8 protein-coding genes are annotated in these 19,225 nt (G+C 59.6%); 2 read left to right on the forward strand and 6 right to left on the reverse strand.

What is annotated here, in order from left to right:
• From J1M87_RS25815 to J1M87_RS25830, 4 genes are all read right to left on the reverse strand, one after another.
• A partial coding sequence (locus J1M87_RS25815) for a DNA methyltransferase (protein ID WP_206492550.1) occupies nt 1-3,026 on the reverse strand: 3,026 nt, incomplete at its 3' end.
• Nucleotides 3,026-6,190: a DISARM system SNF2-like helicase DrmD gene (gene drmD, locus J1M87_RS25820; protein WP_241257466.1), complete on the reverse strand. Its 3,165-nt coding sequence runs from the start codon at nt 6,188-6,190 to the stop codon at nt 3,026-3,028. The genes J1M87_RS25815 and drmD, both read right to left, overlap by 1 nt.
• A 292-nt stretch (nt 6,191-6,482) precedes the next feature.
• Nucleotides 6,483-8,213, reverse strand: coding sequence for a DEAD/DEAH box helicase (locus J1M87_RS25825; RefSeq protein ID WP_206492551.1), 1,731 nt, complete (start codon nt 8,211-8,213; stop codon nt 6,483-6,485).
• Complete coding sequence (locus J1M87_RS25830) at nt 8,210-13,105, reverse strand: AAA domain-containing protein (RefSeq protein ID WP_206492552.1); 4,896 nt, start codon at nt 13,103-13,105, stop codon at nt 8,210-8,212. Before J1M87_RS25830 ends, J1M87_RS25825 begins: the two co-directional genes overlap by 4 nt.
• A gap of 205 nt (nt 13,106-13,310) precedes the next feature.
• Here J1M87_RS25830 and J1M87_RS25835 point away from each other — a divergent pair, with 205 nt between their 5' ends.
• Complete coding sequence (locus J1M87_RS25835; RefSeq protein ID WP_307830927.1) at nt 13,311-15,539, forward strand: DUF262 domain-containing protein; 2,229 nt, start codon at nt 13,311-13,313, stop codon at nt 15,537-15,539.
• Nucleotides 15,481-15,807, forward strand: a complete 327-nt coding sequence (locus J1M87_RS25840; protein WP_206492553.1) for a hypothetical protein — start codon at nt 15,481-15,483, stop codon at nt 15,805-15,807. The genes J1M87_RS25835 and J1M87_RS25840 overlap by 59 nt, the downstream gene beginning before the upstream one ends.
• Nucleotides 15,808-16,219: 412 nt before the next feature.
• Here J1M87_RS25840 and J1M87_RS25845 read toward each other — a convergent pair whose 3' ends face one another.
• Nucleotides 16,220-17,224 (reverse strand): CBS domain-containing protein, encoded by a 1,005-nt coding sequence (locus tag J1M87_RS25845; RefSeq protein WP_206492554.1) that lies wholly within the window; start codon nt 17,222-17,224, stop codon nt 16,220-16,222.
• A 636-nt stretch (nt 17,225-17,860) separates the two neighbouring features.
• Nucleotides 17,861-19,162, reverse strand: a complete 1,302-nt coding sequence (locus tag J1M87_RS25850) for a hypothetical protein (RefSeq protein ID WP_206492555.1) — start codon at nt 19,160-19,162, stop codon at nt 17,861-17,863.
• Nucleotides 19,163-19,225 lie beyond the last annotated feature (63 nt).

Raw genomic sequence — 19,225 nt, forward strand, 5'->3', positions numbered from 1 at the left:
GCAACCCCGTCTGCCACTTTGACCGCGTCGTGGCCCACCAATCCATTGGTACCCCAAACCGACGCAAAACGGATTGTGGCAGTGGTGGCGGGCCAAGTGCGCGACTGTTCTGCGCGGGTAATAGAAAACCCTGACTTGACCATCTGATCTAGTCCAACATCGCGAGTATCGCCTTGCGCGATCGTGTCTGTTGCTATCAAGCCAAGTGATCCGGCGTGAGGCGCTAGTAGGTCCAAGGCGCGAAGAAAAAAATACGCGACAAGGTCAGCACTGCCCTTTGTACCTCCCCCCAACACACTCGCCAACCATTCTCGGATCTCAAGCCCCATCGCAGAACTGACCTTCTTCCCGCCAAGAAACGGCGGATTTCCGGTGATGACATCAAAACCGCCTCGACCGACCATCACGTCGGGAGCTTCTAGCACCCAGTGCAGCGGCTGCCAGCGTTTATAGTCGGTCGTGACGGTCGGAGTCAGCCCTTGATCGATGATGTCGTCGAGCCATGTGCTGTCAGCGTCGCCGCCGTTTGATTCCTGTTGGGCCTTCACTGCTTCACGCAAATTCTCGTATGCCTCGTCGAGCGCCTTGCCAGACTTGCCACCTAATGGAAGGCCCGCTGCGATCACCCCATCGGCAATCTTGCGCAACCTTGAGGTGACGACGTGGAGTTGTGCGAGCTGACGTCGCTTTGCTGCACTGTTTCGAGCAGGATCGTCGCCGTCGATCTCGGTGGCGAGGCGCTGGCGGAGATCGACCGCCTTCTGGATGACTGAGTCGATGTTTACGTCGAAAATATTAAAAACCTGCTGCCCCGACACACGCCCCGGGTCGATGTGCAGTTTCCGAAGTTGCTCAATGTCGGAGAGCCCGAGAAGGGAGTTACCGACGAAGACCTTGTCATCCACAAAAGAGAATGGCAGTTCGTGGTCGAGGGAGACGAGCCACAGCGAAAGTTTGCACATCTCAACGGCCATATCGTTGATGTCCGCACCATAAAGGCAGTTCGCAACGACTTGGCGAATAGCCCGTCGCCGTAGATTTTTACGATGCTCATTGGCGGGATCTTCGCGAACCCAGGCTTCGACAACTCGATCTGCTAAGTAGTTGGCAGCTGATACCAGGAACGCACCGGATCCGCATGCGATGTCGGCGACCTTGAGGTCGAGAATCTCGTCGGAAGACTTGAGCGTCCAAGTTGATTCGTCGCCCGTCTGATGTGGTCCTGGCGAGTAACACAATGGCTGGAGTGCATGCAGAACGACCTCCTCGGCGAGCGACTTAGGGGTGTAGTGGGCACCAGCGTTCTTTCTTGACGGGGTCTCCTTTACCAGTAGACCGCTGTTGAGCACGACGAACGGGTGACTGCGCAGGTCCTGACGGATGAGTCCAAGCCAGGGGCGGACGCGTTCGCTTAGTTCGTGGTCGCCGCCGACAGCCTGGGCTAGGGCACTGACCACACTCGGGTCGGGTTTCGCGTTAACCGCCTTGATCATGGCAGTTGCACTGGGTAGCTGCGCTGAAGGCTGGTCAACCTCGACCCATGCTCGGATCGCAGCTGCCAGATTCTTCGGATCAGGATGGGCGATCGCCAAGTCTTCAAGCGTCACCAACGGAATCTCCGGTTCCTCGCCGGTCTTGCCGATAAGACCGAGATATGTCTCCCCGGCGGTCACACAGGTATATCCGAGCAAACCTTCGTAGATGTAACCGATCTGCTCGACATCAATGTCGCGGAACGCGATCTGGCGCGCTTCCCCACCTTTGAGGACGGCCAACTGCACCGAGCGCAACACGTGCAGCATGACACGGTCGGTGACGGTGACAGCGAGGGTGCCTTGTTCGTTGGTGGCGGTCAGGAATGGAAACCGCACCGGGTCGAACAGCGACCCTCCGTACGCGGGCATACGCATACTTTCGAATGAGGCTCCGCTGTACAGAGCTGAGCTTGTGGCAAGCAAGCGGTGCCACGTTAGAGACGTCGCGTCGAGCGCTTCCTCGCTCTCCTTGCTCTCGCGTGCGACGAGTCGGGCCAGCTCTTGGGATATTCCGTATCCCTGCTCGAACAATTCGCCCGTTGGTAACAGAGCGCGCTCCTCTGCGAATAGCAGGAATACGACGCGCATCATGACGGTGACGGCGGCCTCGTAAGTGTCGTGCGTACGAGCAGGGAGTGGATCGGACCAACCTCGCTGGATGGCGTCGGTAGCCGTCTCCGAAAATGACTGAATGAGGAGTTCGACAGCGCGACGCACCTGCCCGCCAAGCGCTTCCGTGATCTCCTCTGCTGCGGCCACGGACTCTTCGAACAGGACGGGGAGTCGCTCGGAGGGCTCACCGCCGATGACGTGCTGCTTGCCGATGAGTGTGAAGAAGGCATCGCGCGTACGTGGTTCCTCAACCCATGTCAGGGCGTCGACGATACCGGAAGCAGGCATGCTTCCCTCGCGGGCGAAGACGAGGCCCCACCAACGGCCGTCAGTGACGATGCCTATCTCACTCTTATTCTTACGCAACAACTCTTCGAGGCGATCTACAGGCGTCGCCGCCCACAAGTCACTCGGTGTTTGCCGCAGTGAGTCGACCGCGTCAACGACGTGCACCAACGCACCGATGCCATCGGTGCCCTGAAGTGCCGCTTGCGCGGTGACCGTGACGGCGCAGTTTGGCGACTGGGCCTGCACACCGGGAACCTCACCCCAGGAGAGGGACTCTGCCCAACCTGCGACGTCACGCAGGACGGTCTCGACCCACACGTCACGGGCGGCGCGGTAGGAATCGAGCGTCGTCTCACTATCAGAGTTACGGTCTAGTTCCTCCCACGCCGATTCGAAGCTCTTTCGTGCGTCTGCGAGTACGTCAAATCGGTCGGGGTGAGCCTTCCTGAAGTCCGGAATACCGTTGGGCCAAACCCGTTTGAGTGGCGGGATCGCAAGATATGGTCCCTGCGTGTCGACGAGCTCAAGCCATCCACGGTGCAAATCGGCAGCATTAGTAGTCGGCGTGTGGCGCCGTGTCTGGCGTGCCATCAGTCCACCCATCTTTCAGCATCGGTGCGGGTCAGCGCGAATACAACCGCAGCAGCAGTGGTATGGGGTTTGACGTCCGCATACCGGTCGGTAATGGCGGCGATCTCGCGCGCCTCCTCTTCATCCAATTCATCCAGACGACCACTCATCGCCTCGATATCACGGCGACGCTGACGCTGTTGATCATCGGGAAGCAGCATCATTTGTGCGTCCTCTTCGGCGGTCCGGAGGGCCTTGAGCGAGTCGTGCAGATTAGTGCGGAAGGCTGCGAAGATCTCGCGGGCGCGCTGCACATCGGCACTTTGACGCTTTGCAAGCTGCTCCATAACCAAGTCGTGGCGTCGGGCCGCGCGAGCTTCCATCGACTCTTGCAGCCGAGCGCGGAGCGGAGCGTCGGGCACATTCCAAATGTCGCACAGCTGGTCGCGCACCCGATCGTCGGCGAGTTCGAGATTGTCGCCGTCGAGCGCTTTGTCGAGTGCGGCCTCGGCCTTCTCCTCCGCCATTGCACGGCGGCCTGTCAGACGGACGCCGGCGAGGAAGACTTCCTCGTGCAGGCGCAGGCCACCACGACCGACAAGGACCATGCGGGTAACTGCCGCGACGAATGACTCAGGCAGGTCGTCAACCACCACCGCGGTGACGCGGTCGAGGGGCGAGTCGACGCTCCACAGCGACCGGCGCAACAGGCGTTGGGACTTCTGCACGATCGGATGTCCGAGGTGGACGTATACGAGGTCGTTGCGATCCTTACCTTCGGAATCTTGAGCGGCGGAGGAGTCGAACGTGATCGGGCGCAAGATGCCTGGTTGCAGCCGGGTATCGAGTCCGTTGAGCGTGCCGTGCCATCCTGAGGTCAGTGTGGGGACATCGAAAACCTCGGCGTCGGTATCTTGGGCGAAATCATGATTGGGAACAAGCGCCGATTGGTGGTTGATCCGCAGGGCAGTGTCGACGACGCGTCGCAGGTTCGCCGGGTCCAGGTGCATCTCAGTGCGCGAGGCCTCGAACCCCTGCTCGAGCTGGGTGAGCCGGGCGTTGAGTTCCACGCCGCCAGCAAGAGCGCTGTTGATGACCTCGTTCGGGTCGACGCCCTTCGCCTTTGCTCGGGTCGGCACCCGTCGAGCGAAGTAATTCTGAATCTCTCCACCAATTACCTCGTTGACCGAACCGAGATCCTGTTCAACGTTCGCTACTTTTTTCGCGATTCGTGCCATGAAGCCAGCGTCGGCAGCGTAGGTGGACGAATCGGCGTCGGGTAGGAAGTGAAAGACCTGTGGCTCGTCGGTCTGCCCGTACCTGTCGATCCTGCCGATCCGCTGTTCCAGGCGGGAGGGGTTGAATGGGATATCGAAATTCACCAGCCGGTGGCAGTACGTCTGAAGGTCGATCCCTTCGCCCGCCGCATCCGTCGCCAGCAATACTCGAACCGGTTCGTTCAACGGGTCCTCGGTGAACTGGGAGCGGATGTACTCACGATCCTCGGGCTTAGTAGAGCCCTGGATTACCGCGAGCACGTCGGCGTATCCACGCTGCGTCAGTACACGAGTGAGCCAGTCGACGGTGTGCGCATACTCGGTAAAGACAACGACCCGCTCGGCGGCCCAGTGCTTGCCGTCCGGACGACAGACGGCGTCGAGCAACTTCAGTAGCTCGTCGAGGCGGGAGTCTGGCCGGCTTTCGAAGGCCAGACCCCATTCTGTCAGTGTCTGTAGCTGGCCGGGCTCGGCGGCGCTGAGTGGGTCGGAACCCTTCGACTCGCGGAGCCGGTCGGCCTCGTCCTGATCCCAGAGGCCCTCTTCCTCATCGGACTGGCCTTCGCCAAAGACGTCATCGTAGTCGTCCTCGGAGAGTCCACGCCCGGCTTTGGAGTCCAGGTAGTGGCTCAGTGTCATGCCGAATGCGAAGGGGCTGGACAGAAAGCGCTTCTTGAGCAGCATCGTGACAATGTCACCGCCGGGCTTCGTACCATTGAGCTTCGCACTCTTGCTGACGATCTCGTCGAGCAGGGCGAACATCTTCTGCTCGTCTGCTCTCGGCATGAACGGCACTGCGCGCACCTTGCGTTGCTTAAAGCCCTTGTTCGGAAGATCACGCTTAAGGCGCCGCACGGTGACGTCCTTGAGCGCTTTGGAATCGAGCAGCGCGCCGCGCGAGAACCGCCGGGGGTCGATCATCTCCAGCAGCGCAGTGAACGATTCCGGATGCCCGTTGTGCGGGGTGGCACTGAGAAACAGGCGGTGCTCACATTTGTCCGCTAATTGCCGGACCGCCACCGTTCGCTGTGTGTCAACGGCGTACCCACGTCCGCCTGCAACTGCCGAGGGGCCCGCCGGAGCAACGTGATGAGCCTCGTCGACAACGAGAAGGTCGAAGGCGAACCTCTTGCCAGACTTCGGATTACCGGCCTGTGCGTACACGTCACGAAGCAGGCGTTGCGCACGCACATGCGGAAGCCACGCCATGCTCACGATCACCCGGGGAAACAACAGGAAGGGATTGGCATGCAACCCGTGCGTCCGACGGATCTGAGCCATCAGCTCACTGTTGACGATTGTGAATCCAAGGCCGAACTTGTCGCGCATCTCGTCCTGCCACTTCAGCGACAAACTTGGCGGGCACACGATCACTGCCGTGCGTGCCCGGTGCCGCAAGAGCAACTCCTGGATCACCAGACCGGCCTCGATCGTCTTACCCAAACCGACGTCGTCGGCGAGCAGGAGGTTCGTGCGCGGAGACCCGAGCGCACGGCGCAGCGGTTCGAGCTGGTAGGCCTCGATGTTGACACCCGACCAGAACGGCGCCTGATAGCGGTTCGGGTCCGCCGACGTCACCGCTCCCCAACGCATCGCGTCGACAAAACCTGCCAGCGTGGTCGGGTCGTCGAACGACTCCGTATAGATGCGGTCCGGCAGCCCCTGTGCCGGGGTGACAGTGTGGCCTACCTCAAGTTCCCACACCACGCTCAATTGCTCGCCGAGTCGGTCTTCGTCCAGCGACTGGAGCTCGACCACGTGATTCAGTTGCGCGACTGCATCGTCCGCCGAACTGCGAGGAAGGCCCTGCGCGTGAATTCCGGCAACCGCCCACGTTGAACCGCGCACCTCGACGATTTGCCCGTGCTCCGGTAGCTGCGGTCCACCGATGACCATGGCCTCCGTCAAAGTTCCTCCTCAACCAATCGTGGTAGATGCCCACCAGCCTTGTCTACCACCCATTCCTTCCCAATCGAGCCATTCAGTCCTTAGACGCCCGAAATAACCTGGCGGCCTTCGACTGGCGGGCGGTGGTACTCGAATCACAGACCATCCGAGGTCGACTCAAAGCGGTCAATGCTGTACTAGGCCTCTCGCTCAATGATCCAATGGTTAGCCTGATCGACATCAACCCACGATTACGTTGACATGGTCTGGGGTCTCGACCTCGAACGTAATGGTTTCGAACGCCATACATTGCTTACGAATGCGATCGAGTGCCGGACACCCCAGAATGTAGCGCGTCGTAGCCCTCAAGCCACTCGAACCCACGTACAGCGTCGATCCCTTTTTTTCGTATTTTGGCCACGATCTCGATGGGAACGACTTCTGATTTCGCCACTGTCATCGCCGATCGAGCCTCATGCCCGCCCAGACCGAACACATCGACGAGAATGCGAGCCTCCTTCGCTGTTAACGTCGCGGCATACCGCAACATCAGATCGAGATTGCCGGACGTACCTATCCAATCTGCTACTGAATCCATCGGCACTGCAGTCGGACTCGACACAGCGGTAGGCGAGACAGCGACAGCAGGGTTCCGGCCTTGGGACCGGGACAGTTCACCTGTGGCAACAGGCTCGACGATCGCCGACAACTTGGAGGAGGCGCGCACTGATTCCAGTTTGGGTTCGACGGGTCGCGTCAACCATTCAGCCAGTAGCGTCGGCGCTTGTGCGATTGGGACATCGACCTGCTCCTCAGCAATCTCAAGAAGCTGCTCCAAGAACGCCTCGTGCGCGCCGAGAGCCGGGTCTTCCATGGTCCCCGGGACGTACATGATTACGAATGCCGCTGCCCGGTCTCCGGGCTTGAGCCGCAGCACCCGCCCCATGCGCTGGATCATCTGCCGACGGGAGCTGCTGCTGGCGATAATGACGCCGACATCGACGGCAGGAACGTCGATTCCCTCGTCCAATACCCTGGGCGCGACAAGGTTGGTCAGCGCGCCGTTGCGGAACTGTTGCAGCACGCGGGTTCTGGCCAGTCGATCCAGTCCGCTGGAGTAAGCACTGGACTGCACGCCACGCTCTCGCAGAACGGCCGAGCCTGCCTCAGCCGACGCCTTCGTCTCGGAGAACACGATCGACCGATCCGACTTCGCCAACGCCGATGCCAACGTCCCGAGCGCATCGATCTTGCCCTGGCAGTCCGCCAGCAACGTCCGTCGCTTGCTGAATGCCGATAGGTACCGGCTGGCAAGACGTCCCTCTGGAAGGTCTCGTTGTTCGGCGAGCTTCGTCACGGTCTTCATGAACTCGCCGAAAGGCGATGCGACACAATCGTAGTTACTGATGAGATTCTTGCGCGCATCTCTTGCGATCGCATCGTGTTCCTCGAACTTCGTACGTTCGTCTGATGTGAAGTCGATGGCAACCGTCATCACGCGGACGGGAGCAAGGACGTTGTCTCGTCGGCCACGGGCGAAGTCGCATCCTGCGATCTTCGTTTGGAAGTACGGGAGGATGTGCGTGTCCACACCTTCGTCCTGGCGCTCCAGCGTGGCCGTCAATCCGAGGCGATGGTCGTAACGATCGGTGAAGACTCGCGCGAACCCGTCGGTGCCATAGCGGTGGACTTCATCCGCGATCATCAAGGCACCGGGACGCGGCTGAGGGGCACCCTTCATGATGGCCGATTGGATGGTGGTGATCAGAACGCTGCTGTGCCGGAAGTCATCGCGATGTCCGTTCCCCCGCCTCCCGACCGACACCGACGGAAGTTGCTGCTTGACCTCCGTGTGCCACTGCTCGAGGAGGTCGATGGTCGGCACCACAACGAGGACCTGTTGGTCCAGGCTCCGCGCCGACACGATCGCAGCCACACCGACGCGCGTCTTACCGGTGCCTGTAACTGCTTCGACGATGGCGCGATTGCCAGCCCCTCGCCAGGCCTCGAATGCTTCCTTCTGCCAAGCCCTCAGTTCCGTCATGATTCCGCGTCCTCGGGTCGTACCCATTCGGCAACGCCATTGGGCCGCTGTCTGCGAACGAGTTTTCGTGTGAGCTCCAAGTCTGCGAGCAGTTGCTGAGCAGCGATCGGGGTCATGCCCGTGATCAACGAGCAACGCCGCAAGGTCAGTGGCGCGTCACGACGCGCTGCAGCCACTGCGATGACGCGCCCCGTCGAAAGGGAAGCCTCGGGCAGCGATGCCAATGCCGCTTGCACTTCGGCAGGAAGCGTTTCGATACCGACCCCCGCGGTTGCCGCGGCGGCAGGTGCTGTCGAAACGACAGGCTTTTTCGACGGTGCCCGTTTCGGCATGACTGCCGGCGAAGGACGCGTCGTCACCGGCACGCGCTTGACGGGGGTGGACCGTCGCGGGGTCGAGTATCGAGAGTCGACCCGAATCTCGCGCGAACCATCGAACTTCGGCGGTCGTGTCTCCCCCGGCTCGAGCTCGACGACCTGAACGGAAGTCGAACGGACTGGATATTTTTCCTCGATCACCGTAGGCAATGGCGCGACCACGGTATCTACAACCGGGGCAGGAGTCACCGGCTCCTCGTCAGGAGGGGCGTCCTCGCTGGAAGTCGCGCTCAGTACAACCGGTTTCCAACTCGCATCCCGGCCTGCGTCTGCAATCTCCACTTCACCGGGAAGAATTCCGACCGCGTCCAAGATTTCGATGATCGGGGCGAGTGCCGTGTCCACGTCGACGACGACCTGGGACGCACGCACTCTTCCGAACGTCCAGCCGCACCGCTTCAAATCCATTTCTCGGCGAAGGCGTTCGACAACATCGTCTTTCGAACGCTTGCGATCGTCGTCGCATTCGATCGCGACCTTCGATGCGACGCCGGTGACCACCAGGTCCAGGACAAGTTCGTTGATCTCGATCGCAGAATTGACGTGGTATCCGCGATCGCGCAGGGCGACGAACACCCTTTGCGCCGTCATCGATACGAGATCACTGTGCAGAGCTTGCTCGTCGACAACCTGCGGCATCTCCGGAACCGGGACAGTGGGGGCAGCTTCCACATAGGTGAGCAACGACGTCCGCAGATCCAGCGGCGAGAGAGCCCCTGCGCGAACAGAATGGAACAACCACAACTGATCTCGCGCACGACTTGCAGCGACATTGAAACGCCGCTGCCACATCTCGTTGGTCAACGCATTGCTCGACGATCCCGCGCCGACGACCATCGACACGAACATGACGTCTCGCTCGTCTCCCTGAAAATCGGGAGGTGTTCCCACTCGAAGACGCAAACTGTCCCTTTGCTCGGCAGGAACCGCCTCTGTGGTCAGTGAGCGAATCAACTCGACCTGCGCACGGCTCTGCAAAACGACGACTCCGAAAGTCTTTCCGTCGTAGTCAGGATCGGAGATACACTCGCACAGTCTTTCAACGAGGCGAAGCGCTTCGACCTCAGTGACCAAGGTCGCGCTCGCCCCCTTGGTTTCTGCGCCGTCGACGTAGGTCGACACGAGCGGTTGCAGTCGCTCCGCTCCGAACTGTCGAACCGGAATCAACGGAGTGTCTCGATAGAACTGCTGCGACGACCATTCAATGATCTCCGGCATAGACCGGAAGTGCTCACGTAGCCGTACACGCTGGTTGTACCGGCTCCGGAGAAGTGTGAACAGGCTCGAGCGAGGGCTGAAATTGTTACGGATGTGCATCGGTAGATCGCCGAGGTGAGAGTCCAGACGCTCGAAGACAGTGTCGTCGGAGACCTGCTGTATTCGATCCGGTGCGCACTGCTTATCGTCGCCCACCACGATCACCCGCGGTGCGAGCCACATCAGAAACAGACTACTGATGTCCGCCTGACTCGCCTCGTCGACAATCACGACGTCGAAGACGTTCTGCTGCGCGGGAATCGAAGATAGGACCTGCCCGATCGGCATGATCCACGCCGGCACAGCACTCTGCGCTTCCTGCATGGCTGCCCGTGCTGAGGCTCGGTAACGCTGTGCGATTTTGGTTTTGCCAACACCGATGTTGCTGATGCTCTCCTGGTAGGTGTGGAGCGCCTGCATCTCCCGTGACGTCATGCGCTGCAGACACTCTCGCCATGCTTTTTCGGCCGCCAAAGTCCCCGTGAGCTGCGAAATCTCTCGATCTACGTCGTCGTAGAGATCGTCCAAGTTCGATGCCTCGGGGCGAACGAGATGCTGTTCGAAATGCTGGCTCGCCCACCTCCACGCCCATGCGTCCTCGAAATCGCCGGCAACAGCCACCCAGTCGGTGACGCGGTCGCTCGTGACCAGATGACCAAGTGTCGGTGCTGCTGCATCGAGATCCCGCAGCAATATGTCCATCGACAACTGTTGCTGCTGTTCGACACTCGCGCGTGCGTATCCACGGACCGCGGCGTCGAATGCCTCGCGGTCGGCGGTGCGGAGCGCATCGGAGAGTGCGAGCGCTTCTGCGCTGTTCGCCCCACGGGTCGCAGCTTCGAAGCCATCGGCGACCCTCACGAGCCGCTCCAGCGCGTCGCGTGCATTGGTGCCTGCCAGCGCCTTCTCGATATCCGACAGCAGCCCGTCCACGCTGTCGAGCGTTCGTAGTGCCACACGGTCTTCGAGCTCATCCGAGATTGTTGCAATCCGCCCAACGACGTCCTGCACCAGCGCCACGTTGCGCACCGCACCGTCCACCTCGTTGATACGCGCCGCACGACTCTCCCGGTGCGGAATGCGAATACCGATGTCCGCCAGCAACGATGCGGCCTCGTCTACCGAACGAAGAGCACGAATATGTTCTGCAACAACGCGGTATGCCTGGCCTCCCTGAGCCGGAACGCCATCGACTGTGGCTGTTACGGCCAGTTCGTCGACCGCAGTCTGCTCTTTCGGCGTCCGCAACCACCGGAGGGTGTCGAACCGACCTTCTGTGTAGAGACGCGCGGCAGCGTCGTACGTCTCCAGAGCAACGAGATCGGCTCTGTCAACGACCACGTTCGCAGTACCGACCAATGCGTCGGCGGATTTGGCATCATCGAGCAGGGTTGACGCCTCTCGTGCCCTCGTCCACAGGTAACCGAGCGAACCGGACAACACATCGTCCAGCACGGCACGGAGGTCCCCATCCAGCTGCGTGCAGCGCGCAAGAACTTGACGAGACAGTGCCCCCAGTCGGCGCAGTTCCGCCGTCGGGACATCGGCGAGTGCAGATACCGAAGCCCGACTACATGCACCGTCGCACAGTCGAGAGACCACGGTCTTGCTCGGTAGCACTGTGGACAGGTCCGGAAAAGACTGTTCGCGGCGGTCCGCCGAATGAAGCTCGCTCTCGACCAGCAGACCCGCGAGCTCAGCAAATTGCGCCGAGGTGATGGGTGGCGACTCTGTGTAGAGCGGACCCGGCACCCAGGACAACTCTGCGGCTGACGCAGCAAGCTGCGAGGCCACTCCCGACATGGTTCCGTCGTAGTGCGAGCCGAAATTCTGGACCTCGGACTCCTCGGACCGTGTCGACGTCAGCGCTTCTTCGAGGGTGTGCTTCTTGTTGATCGCTCGGTAACGGGCCCCGGCGATTCTCTCGATATTCCGGTCCGCCTGAGCGATCTCGAAATCCGCAAGTCGGCCGGCGATCACCGAGACACTGTGGTCGAGTTCTTCTGACCCGCCCTTGGCGAGGTCGGTGATCGACACACACAAATCTTGCAGTTCCGACGGCAACTTGTCTCGTAGCACTCGCAATGCCTGCGACTTCTCACTGGTGACGAGAACTCGCTGACCCTGAGCCAGCAACGCAGACATCAGATTCGCGATGGTGTGGGTCTTTCCCGTTCCGGGCGGCCCTTCGACAACCACACCCATGTCGAGCGAGAGCTTCTCCATGATGCTGGACTGCGCTCGATTTGCGGCAAGTGGAAAGAGAATCTCTGGCGTCGGCTCTGAGCTGGGCCGTGCCAGCCAGTCCAGCCGGTCTGTGGACTCGATACTTTCGACGAGCTGTTGGAGGCCCAACGGAACGTCGGCACCGTCGTTCAACGCAGCAATCATGGCGTCGTAGTACGAGACGAGCGCAAAGCCGGTTCGACGACGAAGCAACAATGCAGGTGACTCACGAACCGTCCCGCGTCGCGCGGCAGGTGGAACATGTCGATCGGCGACGTACGTGATGCTGGAGATGGCCGAATTCGACCACTCCTTCAGAATCGTGGATGCAGAGCTTGCGATCGGCGAGCCCGCGACGTCGCCGAGCTTCTGTGCAAGCGATGCTGCTGACGCCGTGTGTAATCCCTTCAGCCCGAGCAACAGTTGCCGGTCTTCGAGCCGAGGGCTGCTTCCAGCCGTCAACTTGACCAGCAGATCCCCCGTGTCCTCGTCCCGAATGACCTCGACCTGTTGAGTCACTAGGTGGGAATCGATGGATACCCCGGACACTGTGGCCGATAGGAGTCCTGACGCCAGAACGACTTCGACCGTCTCCGGCTGTGTGTGCGACTCTTCTCGCATTCGATCGACCGACAAATACAGCTCGGCCAAGGGACGCTTCTTTACGTCGTCGGTCGCCCACGCGTGCCATTCGATGAGCCACGATCCAAACAGTTCGGACTCGGCAGCAGCGGCTCCGCGCGCGAGTGTCGGCGGTTGGGCGGCCCGGTCGATCGGACCTTGCACCGCATCGACGAGCTGTTCGGGTAGCTGCGGGGGCGGTTCGACACTGACTCGGACAACCCTGACGACCACGTCGCCCGACGTTGCGTTGTCATCGACCTGGACGTAGCGGTCCCGTCGATACAGCCACTCGAGCCGAGTCGTCGGACCGTAGGCGCGTACCGGCTTGGACTGAGCCGACACCGTCTCGCGCAAGAACTCGAGCAATCGACGGACTCGCCCGCCGACCTCATCGCTGTGAACGGTCACCGCACTCCTCACTCGAATGTTGTACCGACAATCTAGCGGCAGAGTCGGACAAACGTGACGGGCGGTCGGTTGGGTGATGTGGGTCTGGTGGCTGAGTCCTCGCGGGAGCAGCCCGGGATCAAGCCTTGGGCCAGCGCGAATCAAGCGTGGATGTCGTGAGTGGTATGTAGCGTGTGACTCATCGATCAGACAACCGAGGAGTCGTGTGAAGACCGAAGTTCGTTCCCCGCTGGATGTTTTCAATCTCCCTCAGCACCTGGTCATCCCGTTGTTCCAACGGCCCTACGTGTGGAGTCTCGAAAACCAGTGGGCACCCCTGTGGGACGACATCCGCAGGCTGTCCGAGCTCCGCTTGAAAGATCCGTCGAGTAGCGCCACCCACTTCTTCGGCGCTGTCGTTCTGCAAGCGCAGGAAAATCAGACGGGCACATTTCAGCCGCGCCTGATCATCGACGGTCAACAGCGCCTCACCACACTGCAGCTCGTCATGGACGCAACTGCGTCCGTACTCGAGGCACGAGCCGAAGACAATCTGGCTAGACGATTGGAGGAGTTGACCCACAACCCCGCCCACTACGTCGACCAGGAAGAAGATCAGCTCAAGCTCCGACATACCAACCGGGATCGGATGGCATTTGACGAGGTCATGCAGGCCGACCCGCCAATCGACTACGCGGGATTAACGCACGCACAGAGTCTGCTTTCGCAAGGGCATCAGTACTTCAGCGCCGCCGTGGAGGAATGGCTCGGACCGGTGAACGACAGCAGCGCGCATTCCCGAGCGGAGGCGCTGACAGGAGTGTTGACCAGAGGGCTGCAGCTAGTTGTCATCGACCTTCAAGCCGACGAGAACTCGCAGGAGATCTTCGAGACGCTCAACGCTCGTGGCACACCGTTGACCGCGGCCGATCTGATCAAGAATTTCGTATTTCAGAGACTCGATTCGGAGGGCACTGACACTGCGAAGTCTTACAAGGACGACTGGCCGTTCGACTCCACATTCTGGGAGCGTGAGGTCAGCGTCGGTCGGTACCTTGTCTCTCGGAGTTCACTGTTTCTCAATCAGTGGCTGGTGGCACGTGTGGGTGAGGAGATCAGCCCCCGACATACGTTCACGCGGTTCAAGCACTTTGCCGAACACGAAGCGACACAGTCGATGACAACGCTTCTGCCGATCATCAAGGTGCAGGCCGATCAGTACAAGAGTTGGACCGAGCGCGCCGCTGATCCGCACGCACCATTGACCCCAGTGGAACTCAACGTCTACCGACTGCATGCGAGCGAGCTCGAAATCCTCAAACCGATACTCATCTGGCTCCACGAGCCGGACTCGAATTACGACCAGGCGACAATCGACGGAGTTGTCGACGCTTGTGAAAGCTGGGTGATGCGGCGAGTGCTCACTCGGTTGGGGACGAGCGATCTCGGGCGTGTGGTCGCGGACCTCATCAAGAGCAACCGCCAGACCCCGCCCGAGAATCTGATCAACGCGGTCCAGCTCTACCTCACCCGCCTGAACGCGGCCGGTACGTACTGGCCTGGCGACAAGCAAGTGCTCGAGGACGTCAGGACGCAAGCTGTCTACCGTCGGTTCAAACGTGGCCGTCTCCGTGTGTTCCTCGAAGCGGTCGAAGATCACTTGCGCGGCTTCACAAGCGCGAAGCCGATGAGTAACTCCCGCGTACCGCGAATCGGCTATCCCATCGAACACTTGATGCCCCAGAAGTGGGAGGCCCACTGGCCAGCGGAGACACCACTGGAGCAAGACCAACGGAGAGAACACATCCATCGTCTCGGCAACCTCACGCTGCTGACGCAGGCTCTCAACGGGAAAGTGTCGAACGGTCCGTGGTTGGGCGAAAACGGCAAACGCGCGAGTTTGGACACTCACGACACCTTTTTGATGAATCGACGGAAGAACATCGCCGCCGACGGCTGGTCAGAGAAGGAGATCAACGAGCGAACCGACGCACTCATCCAATCCTTGCTCGCGACGTGGCCGGTTCCTGAAGGCCATATCGGGGAGGTCAAGGACAAGCCAGCAGAGCTAGCAGCATCAGTCACTCTCACGCAACTTGTTTCTGCGGGGCTCCTCGAGCAAGGCACCGAACTTCACGCACGCTCGGGAACATGGAAAGACCTGCGCGCCACAGTCAACGAAGATTCCAGCCTGTCTTTGGACGGACAACGGTTCACCACGCCGTCGGGTGCAGGCCATCACCTCAAGAAAGGTGCCACCAATGGGTGGTTATTCTGGCTTCTTCCAGACGGCCGAAAATTGAAGGATCTTCGAGACGAGTACGTCGCCAGCCGTCAGCAGCAGTGGCAGGTCCCCGATAGTCGGAGACCTGCCAGCTCCACTGGTAAGCGCGAAGTTGAAGCAGATCAAGGCTCTCGAAGACCTCGAAGTGCTTCGTCAGCCTTTCGCCAGTAACCCGTCGTGGGTCAATCAATCGCAGCTCGCAGCCATCGAAGATCTGTTGCCACCGTGGCCCGAACTCGGTAAACCGGCCGGAAAGGCGATCACCGTAGGTGAGCGCGGTGCAGGCTTCGGCGATCCTGTCACAAACAAGCTTATCCAGAATGCCGCAGTCGATGCCGTGACTAGTTACTATCGCGATCAATTCCATTGCGAGGTAACCGATGTAGGTTACCAGAAGCTGGGATGGGATCTTTCATGTGTGGCACCGGACGGCACGTAATACAGGGTGGAAGTCAAGGGTGTTGCCGGTGGCAAGCCGTCAACCCTACTGACCTGGAACGAACTGCGTTCTGCAAGAGAAGACTCGAACTGGGAGCTCGCGGTGGTGACCAAAGCTCTGAGCAGTCCGACATTGTCGATCTACTACCCCGAAGACGTAGTCGATATCGCCGAAAGCATGCTCTACCGAGTCGACCTCCCGCCCGTGTCACGACCAACGCGCGGTCGCTACGCTCGGAGCTGGGGCAAAACACTCGAACAATAGTCCAATAAAGTCCACGACTACAGTCGAGAATTGGGCCTCAAACCTTACGAAGCGGGACATTAAGATGGGCCTACACAACACGGTCGCCAGAGTTTATGAGTGTCGTCGCTTCCACCCTCGTTCGAACCTTAAGAAAAATGCAAAATTTCTAGCCTATTTCGCGTAACCAATTCAAACACCAGTCCAGCGCTTTCGATTTCTCATGCTCAAGAGGTCGTGGACGGAAGTGCATGACATCGTTTCTAATATTGTTCACGTCCTTCAAGTTCTCGATAATCGGCCGTCTCTCGAATCCAGCATCCACCGAGGTCCATCTCACAGGATTTTCTAACGCCCTCACATACTCCCCGAAGGATAAGTCATCTACACCTTGCACCTCACGGTTCGCATCATCTCCATTTTTCGCTTCCTGTATTTCCGGGACAGTAAGGCGATCGACCAATCGCCTGATGCGTTGCTCGATTTCTCCAATCTTAATGAACGGACCGGAAGTTTCCAAGAAACTTTCCGCGAGGTCAGTTGCGGTCAAGATTCCAACAACCTCGCCGTTTGGACTCTCGATATAGATGAACTCATTCTCAATTATTGCGGGAATGTGCATCAACAGGGGGTCGCTAGATATTGCCACATAACCGCCTGGAACCATAACCTCTTTTGCGGCTGCTGAATTTCGGTCGCCGCGCCAGCGAGCAATTGACCTCCACGTAATCGAACCTAAAAGATCCCGATTGTGTCGACGAAAGACGGGAATCTGGGAGTAATTCTTCATAATCATTATAGTCTCTACCTCGCCGAGAAGGACTTCAGGTGTTACACCCACTATCACCGCATTTTCGTCAAGCACTGACGAAATCGGCCAACCAATAATTGGATCCTCTTGCGAATTTTCGTCGCGTTGATCAAGGACCTTAACCACACCATAGTAATCCGCTGAAGCGATATCTGGAATACTAACGAGTCCTCTCTTTTGCATCTCTTGCTCAATTACGTGAACCAGTGTCGAACCGCGGCGCTTGTATCCCCACATACCTATTAGATCGCGGACTGCGATAACCTTCTCTTCACCACGTTTGACGGTCTCAAAGAACTCCTCGTACGACCATGCGGTGGCACCTTCGACCTCTGAATCAGAGTTTTCGTCATCGATACTCATGCTTCTCCCTTGTGCAGCATGCGCCTTCGAAATTCCAAAACCACGATACTGCTACTTACCAAAATTCGGGCAAACTGACGCAAAATCTGCCTATCTGACTCGCGCGAAGGATGGTATGCCGACGCAACCACAGCGCGCTTGGGCCGACAACGTCTTGTCATTAGCACATTCAACACAGTTGCGCACCTCTCACCGATTGCCGTGATGCAATGCCAGCTTGTTCGAGATGCCGTCGAACTGGTCCTGTAGTGCCGTCGACCCTTCGAGCGCTACCAGTACGTAGCACTTGGCCTCGTCGGACAGTTCATTCCGCGTCGATGGCGTCGATCACCACGTCGACGAGAGGCCCGTCGACAGCATTGTCTGCAACGGTCACCGGCGCTCCCCTGTTCGTTCCTATCGCGAATCAGACCCCACAGTTCCATATGGGACCGACAGTTCACAGGGACATCGAAAACGCGACGGAGTGCGTCGATACCCGATGCTTCGATGGCGGTATGTCACGACTCGGCGAGGGGTTCCCAGCGCCCACGGCCTATGTGCAGTGGTGTCAGCACCGCAGCTTCGACTTGCATGTTCTCGACGACGGTGAGAAGTAGACCTGGATTGGTGGAACGGCCACCTCGTCAAGTTCGATCAAGCCGAATGTGCCGGCAGAACGACGATAGAACCATCTCGTTGACGCGCGATCTCAATGGCGATATCCGGCTGTACGCCGGGATGCTCGACGGAGTTCTGCAGTTCGCGTACACGGCGTGAAGTCCTCAGGAGTGCATCCACGGCGCTGGACTTGATCACGACGTCGCGTACACCATGCGATCGGTCGACTTCAAGACTCGACAGCCCCTGCAGAAGCCGCGACAAACGATGCTGCAAAGCAATGACGCGTTGGTCGTGCAGTTTTAGCGCGCGAGTGAAACTCTCGAATAAGTTCGATGGATCCGATTGTGCGTGTTCGACGGCTTGGAGAACAGTCACCCGCTGCTTCAAATCGATCGAGAGTTTAGCCAGTTCAAGGTGAGTGCGGAATTCTCCACCTTGCCCGCCGATTCCTTTGAATGCCTTCTCGAGCTCCGGAATCTCGACGCGGCCGTCCTTGAAGCCAGCGAAAGCCGATTCCCAACCAGCGAGCCGTGTTTCAGCATTCGCAAGCCCAACATTGATGTGAAAGACCGCCGTGTCGAGACCGAGTGATGCCCCGATTCGTCCTTCGTCGAGAAGAACTGCCGAGGCTGCGTCGATAATCGGGATGCACGCATTCAGAGCGGATCGTTCGCCCGTGAGTACGTTGTCCTTCAACTCACCTAGCATCTCCGTGATCGTGTCGAGAGCCTGCTGGCGATTGCGCTCGGCGCGGGCGTTGAGCCCGACTGCTACTGCCATGAGCACCAACGGGGCCGCGACAGTAAGAGCGCTTGCGCCGACCACAGCTGCGCCGGCTGTAGCGGCCGACCCACCTACAGCGCCAGCAGCAGCCGAACCCGCAACAGGAATAAACGTCGCTTGGGCTGCTATGCCGGACGAACCCACGAGAGCGCTGTGGACTCCGCCTGTCGCGGCTTTGGATGTCATGGATTTGACGACTCCACTGCCAAACTGGGCGGCCACCTTCGCCGGTACGACCATGCGATACAGCACCTCCCCACCTGTATCCGCGACACCACTGCCACCTGCCTTGGCAGTTTGGCTGATCAACTGGGAAAGGTGAGTCGCGAGCGGACTCATGCTCTCGAGATGCACACCGCCTGATAGGTCGGCGGACTTCGGCATCGGATGCGCTTCCAGTGTCGCGAGCGGCGCATCGACCAATGCGGCCAGTACTGTGCGCAACTCGTTCAGCCGCGCCGTCGTCATCGAGTCCTCTGTGGTTACGAGCGGTGCCGCGGTTTCCTTCGTCGCTAGTGTCCAGAACGGGATCTCTGACTTGCTTTCTAACATTGGTCGCCTTCCTCGCGCTGTTGCACACCATAACCGAACACACCGACCGGTACGTCTGGATGT

Origin of the sequence: Rhodococcus sp. KRD162 (assembly GCF_017168335.1) — a bacterium.
Taxonomy (GTDB): domain Bacteria; phylum Actinomycetota; class Actinomycetes; order Mycobacteriales; family Mycobacteriaceae; genus Rhodococcoides.

What these genes read in the sequence shown, in the direction of transcription:
- J1M87_RS25825 (WP_206492551.1), bottom strand. Translation starts at nt 8,213, where the DNA reads ATGACGGAACTGAGGGCTTGGCAGAAGGAAGCATTCGAGGCCTGGCGA.
- J1M87_RS25845 (WP_206492554.1), bottom strand. Translation starts at nt 17,224, where the DNA reads ATGAGTATCGATGACGAAAACTCTGATTCAGAGGTCGAAGGTGCCACC.
- J1M87_RS25850 (WP_206492555.1), bottom strand. Translation starts at nt 19,162, where the DNA reads ATGTTAGAAAGCAAGTCAGAGATCCCGTTCTGGACACTAGCGACGAAG.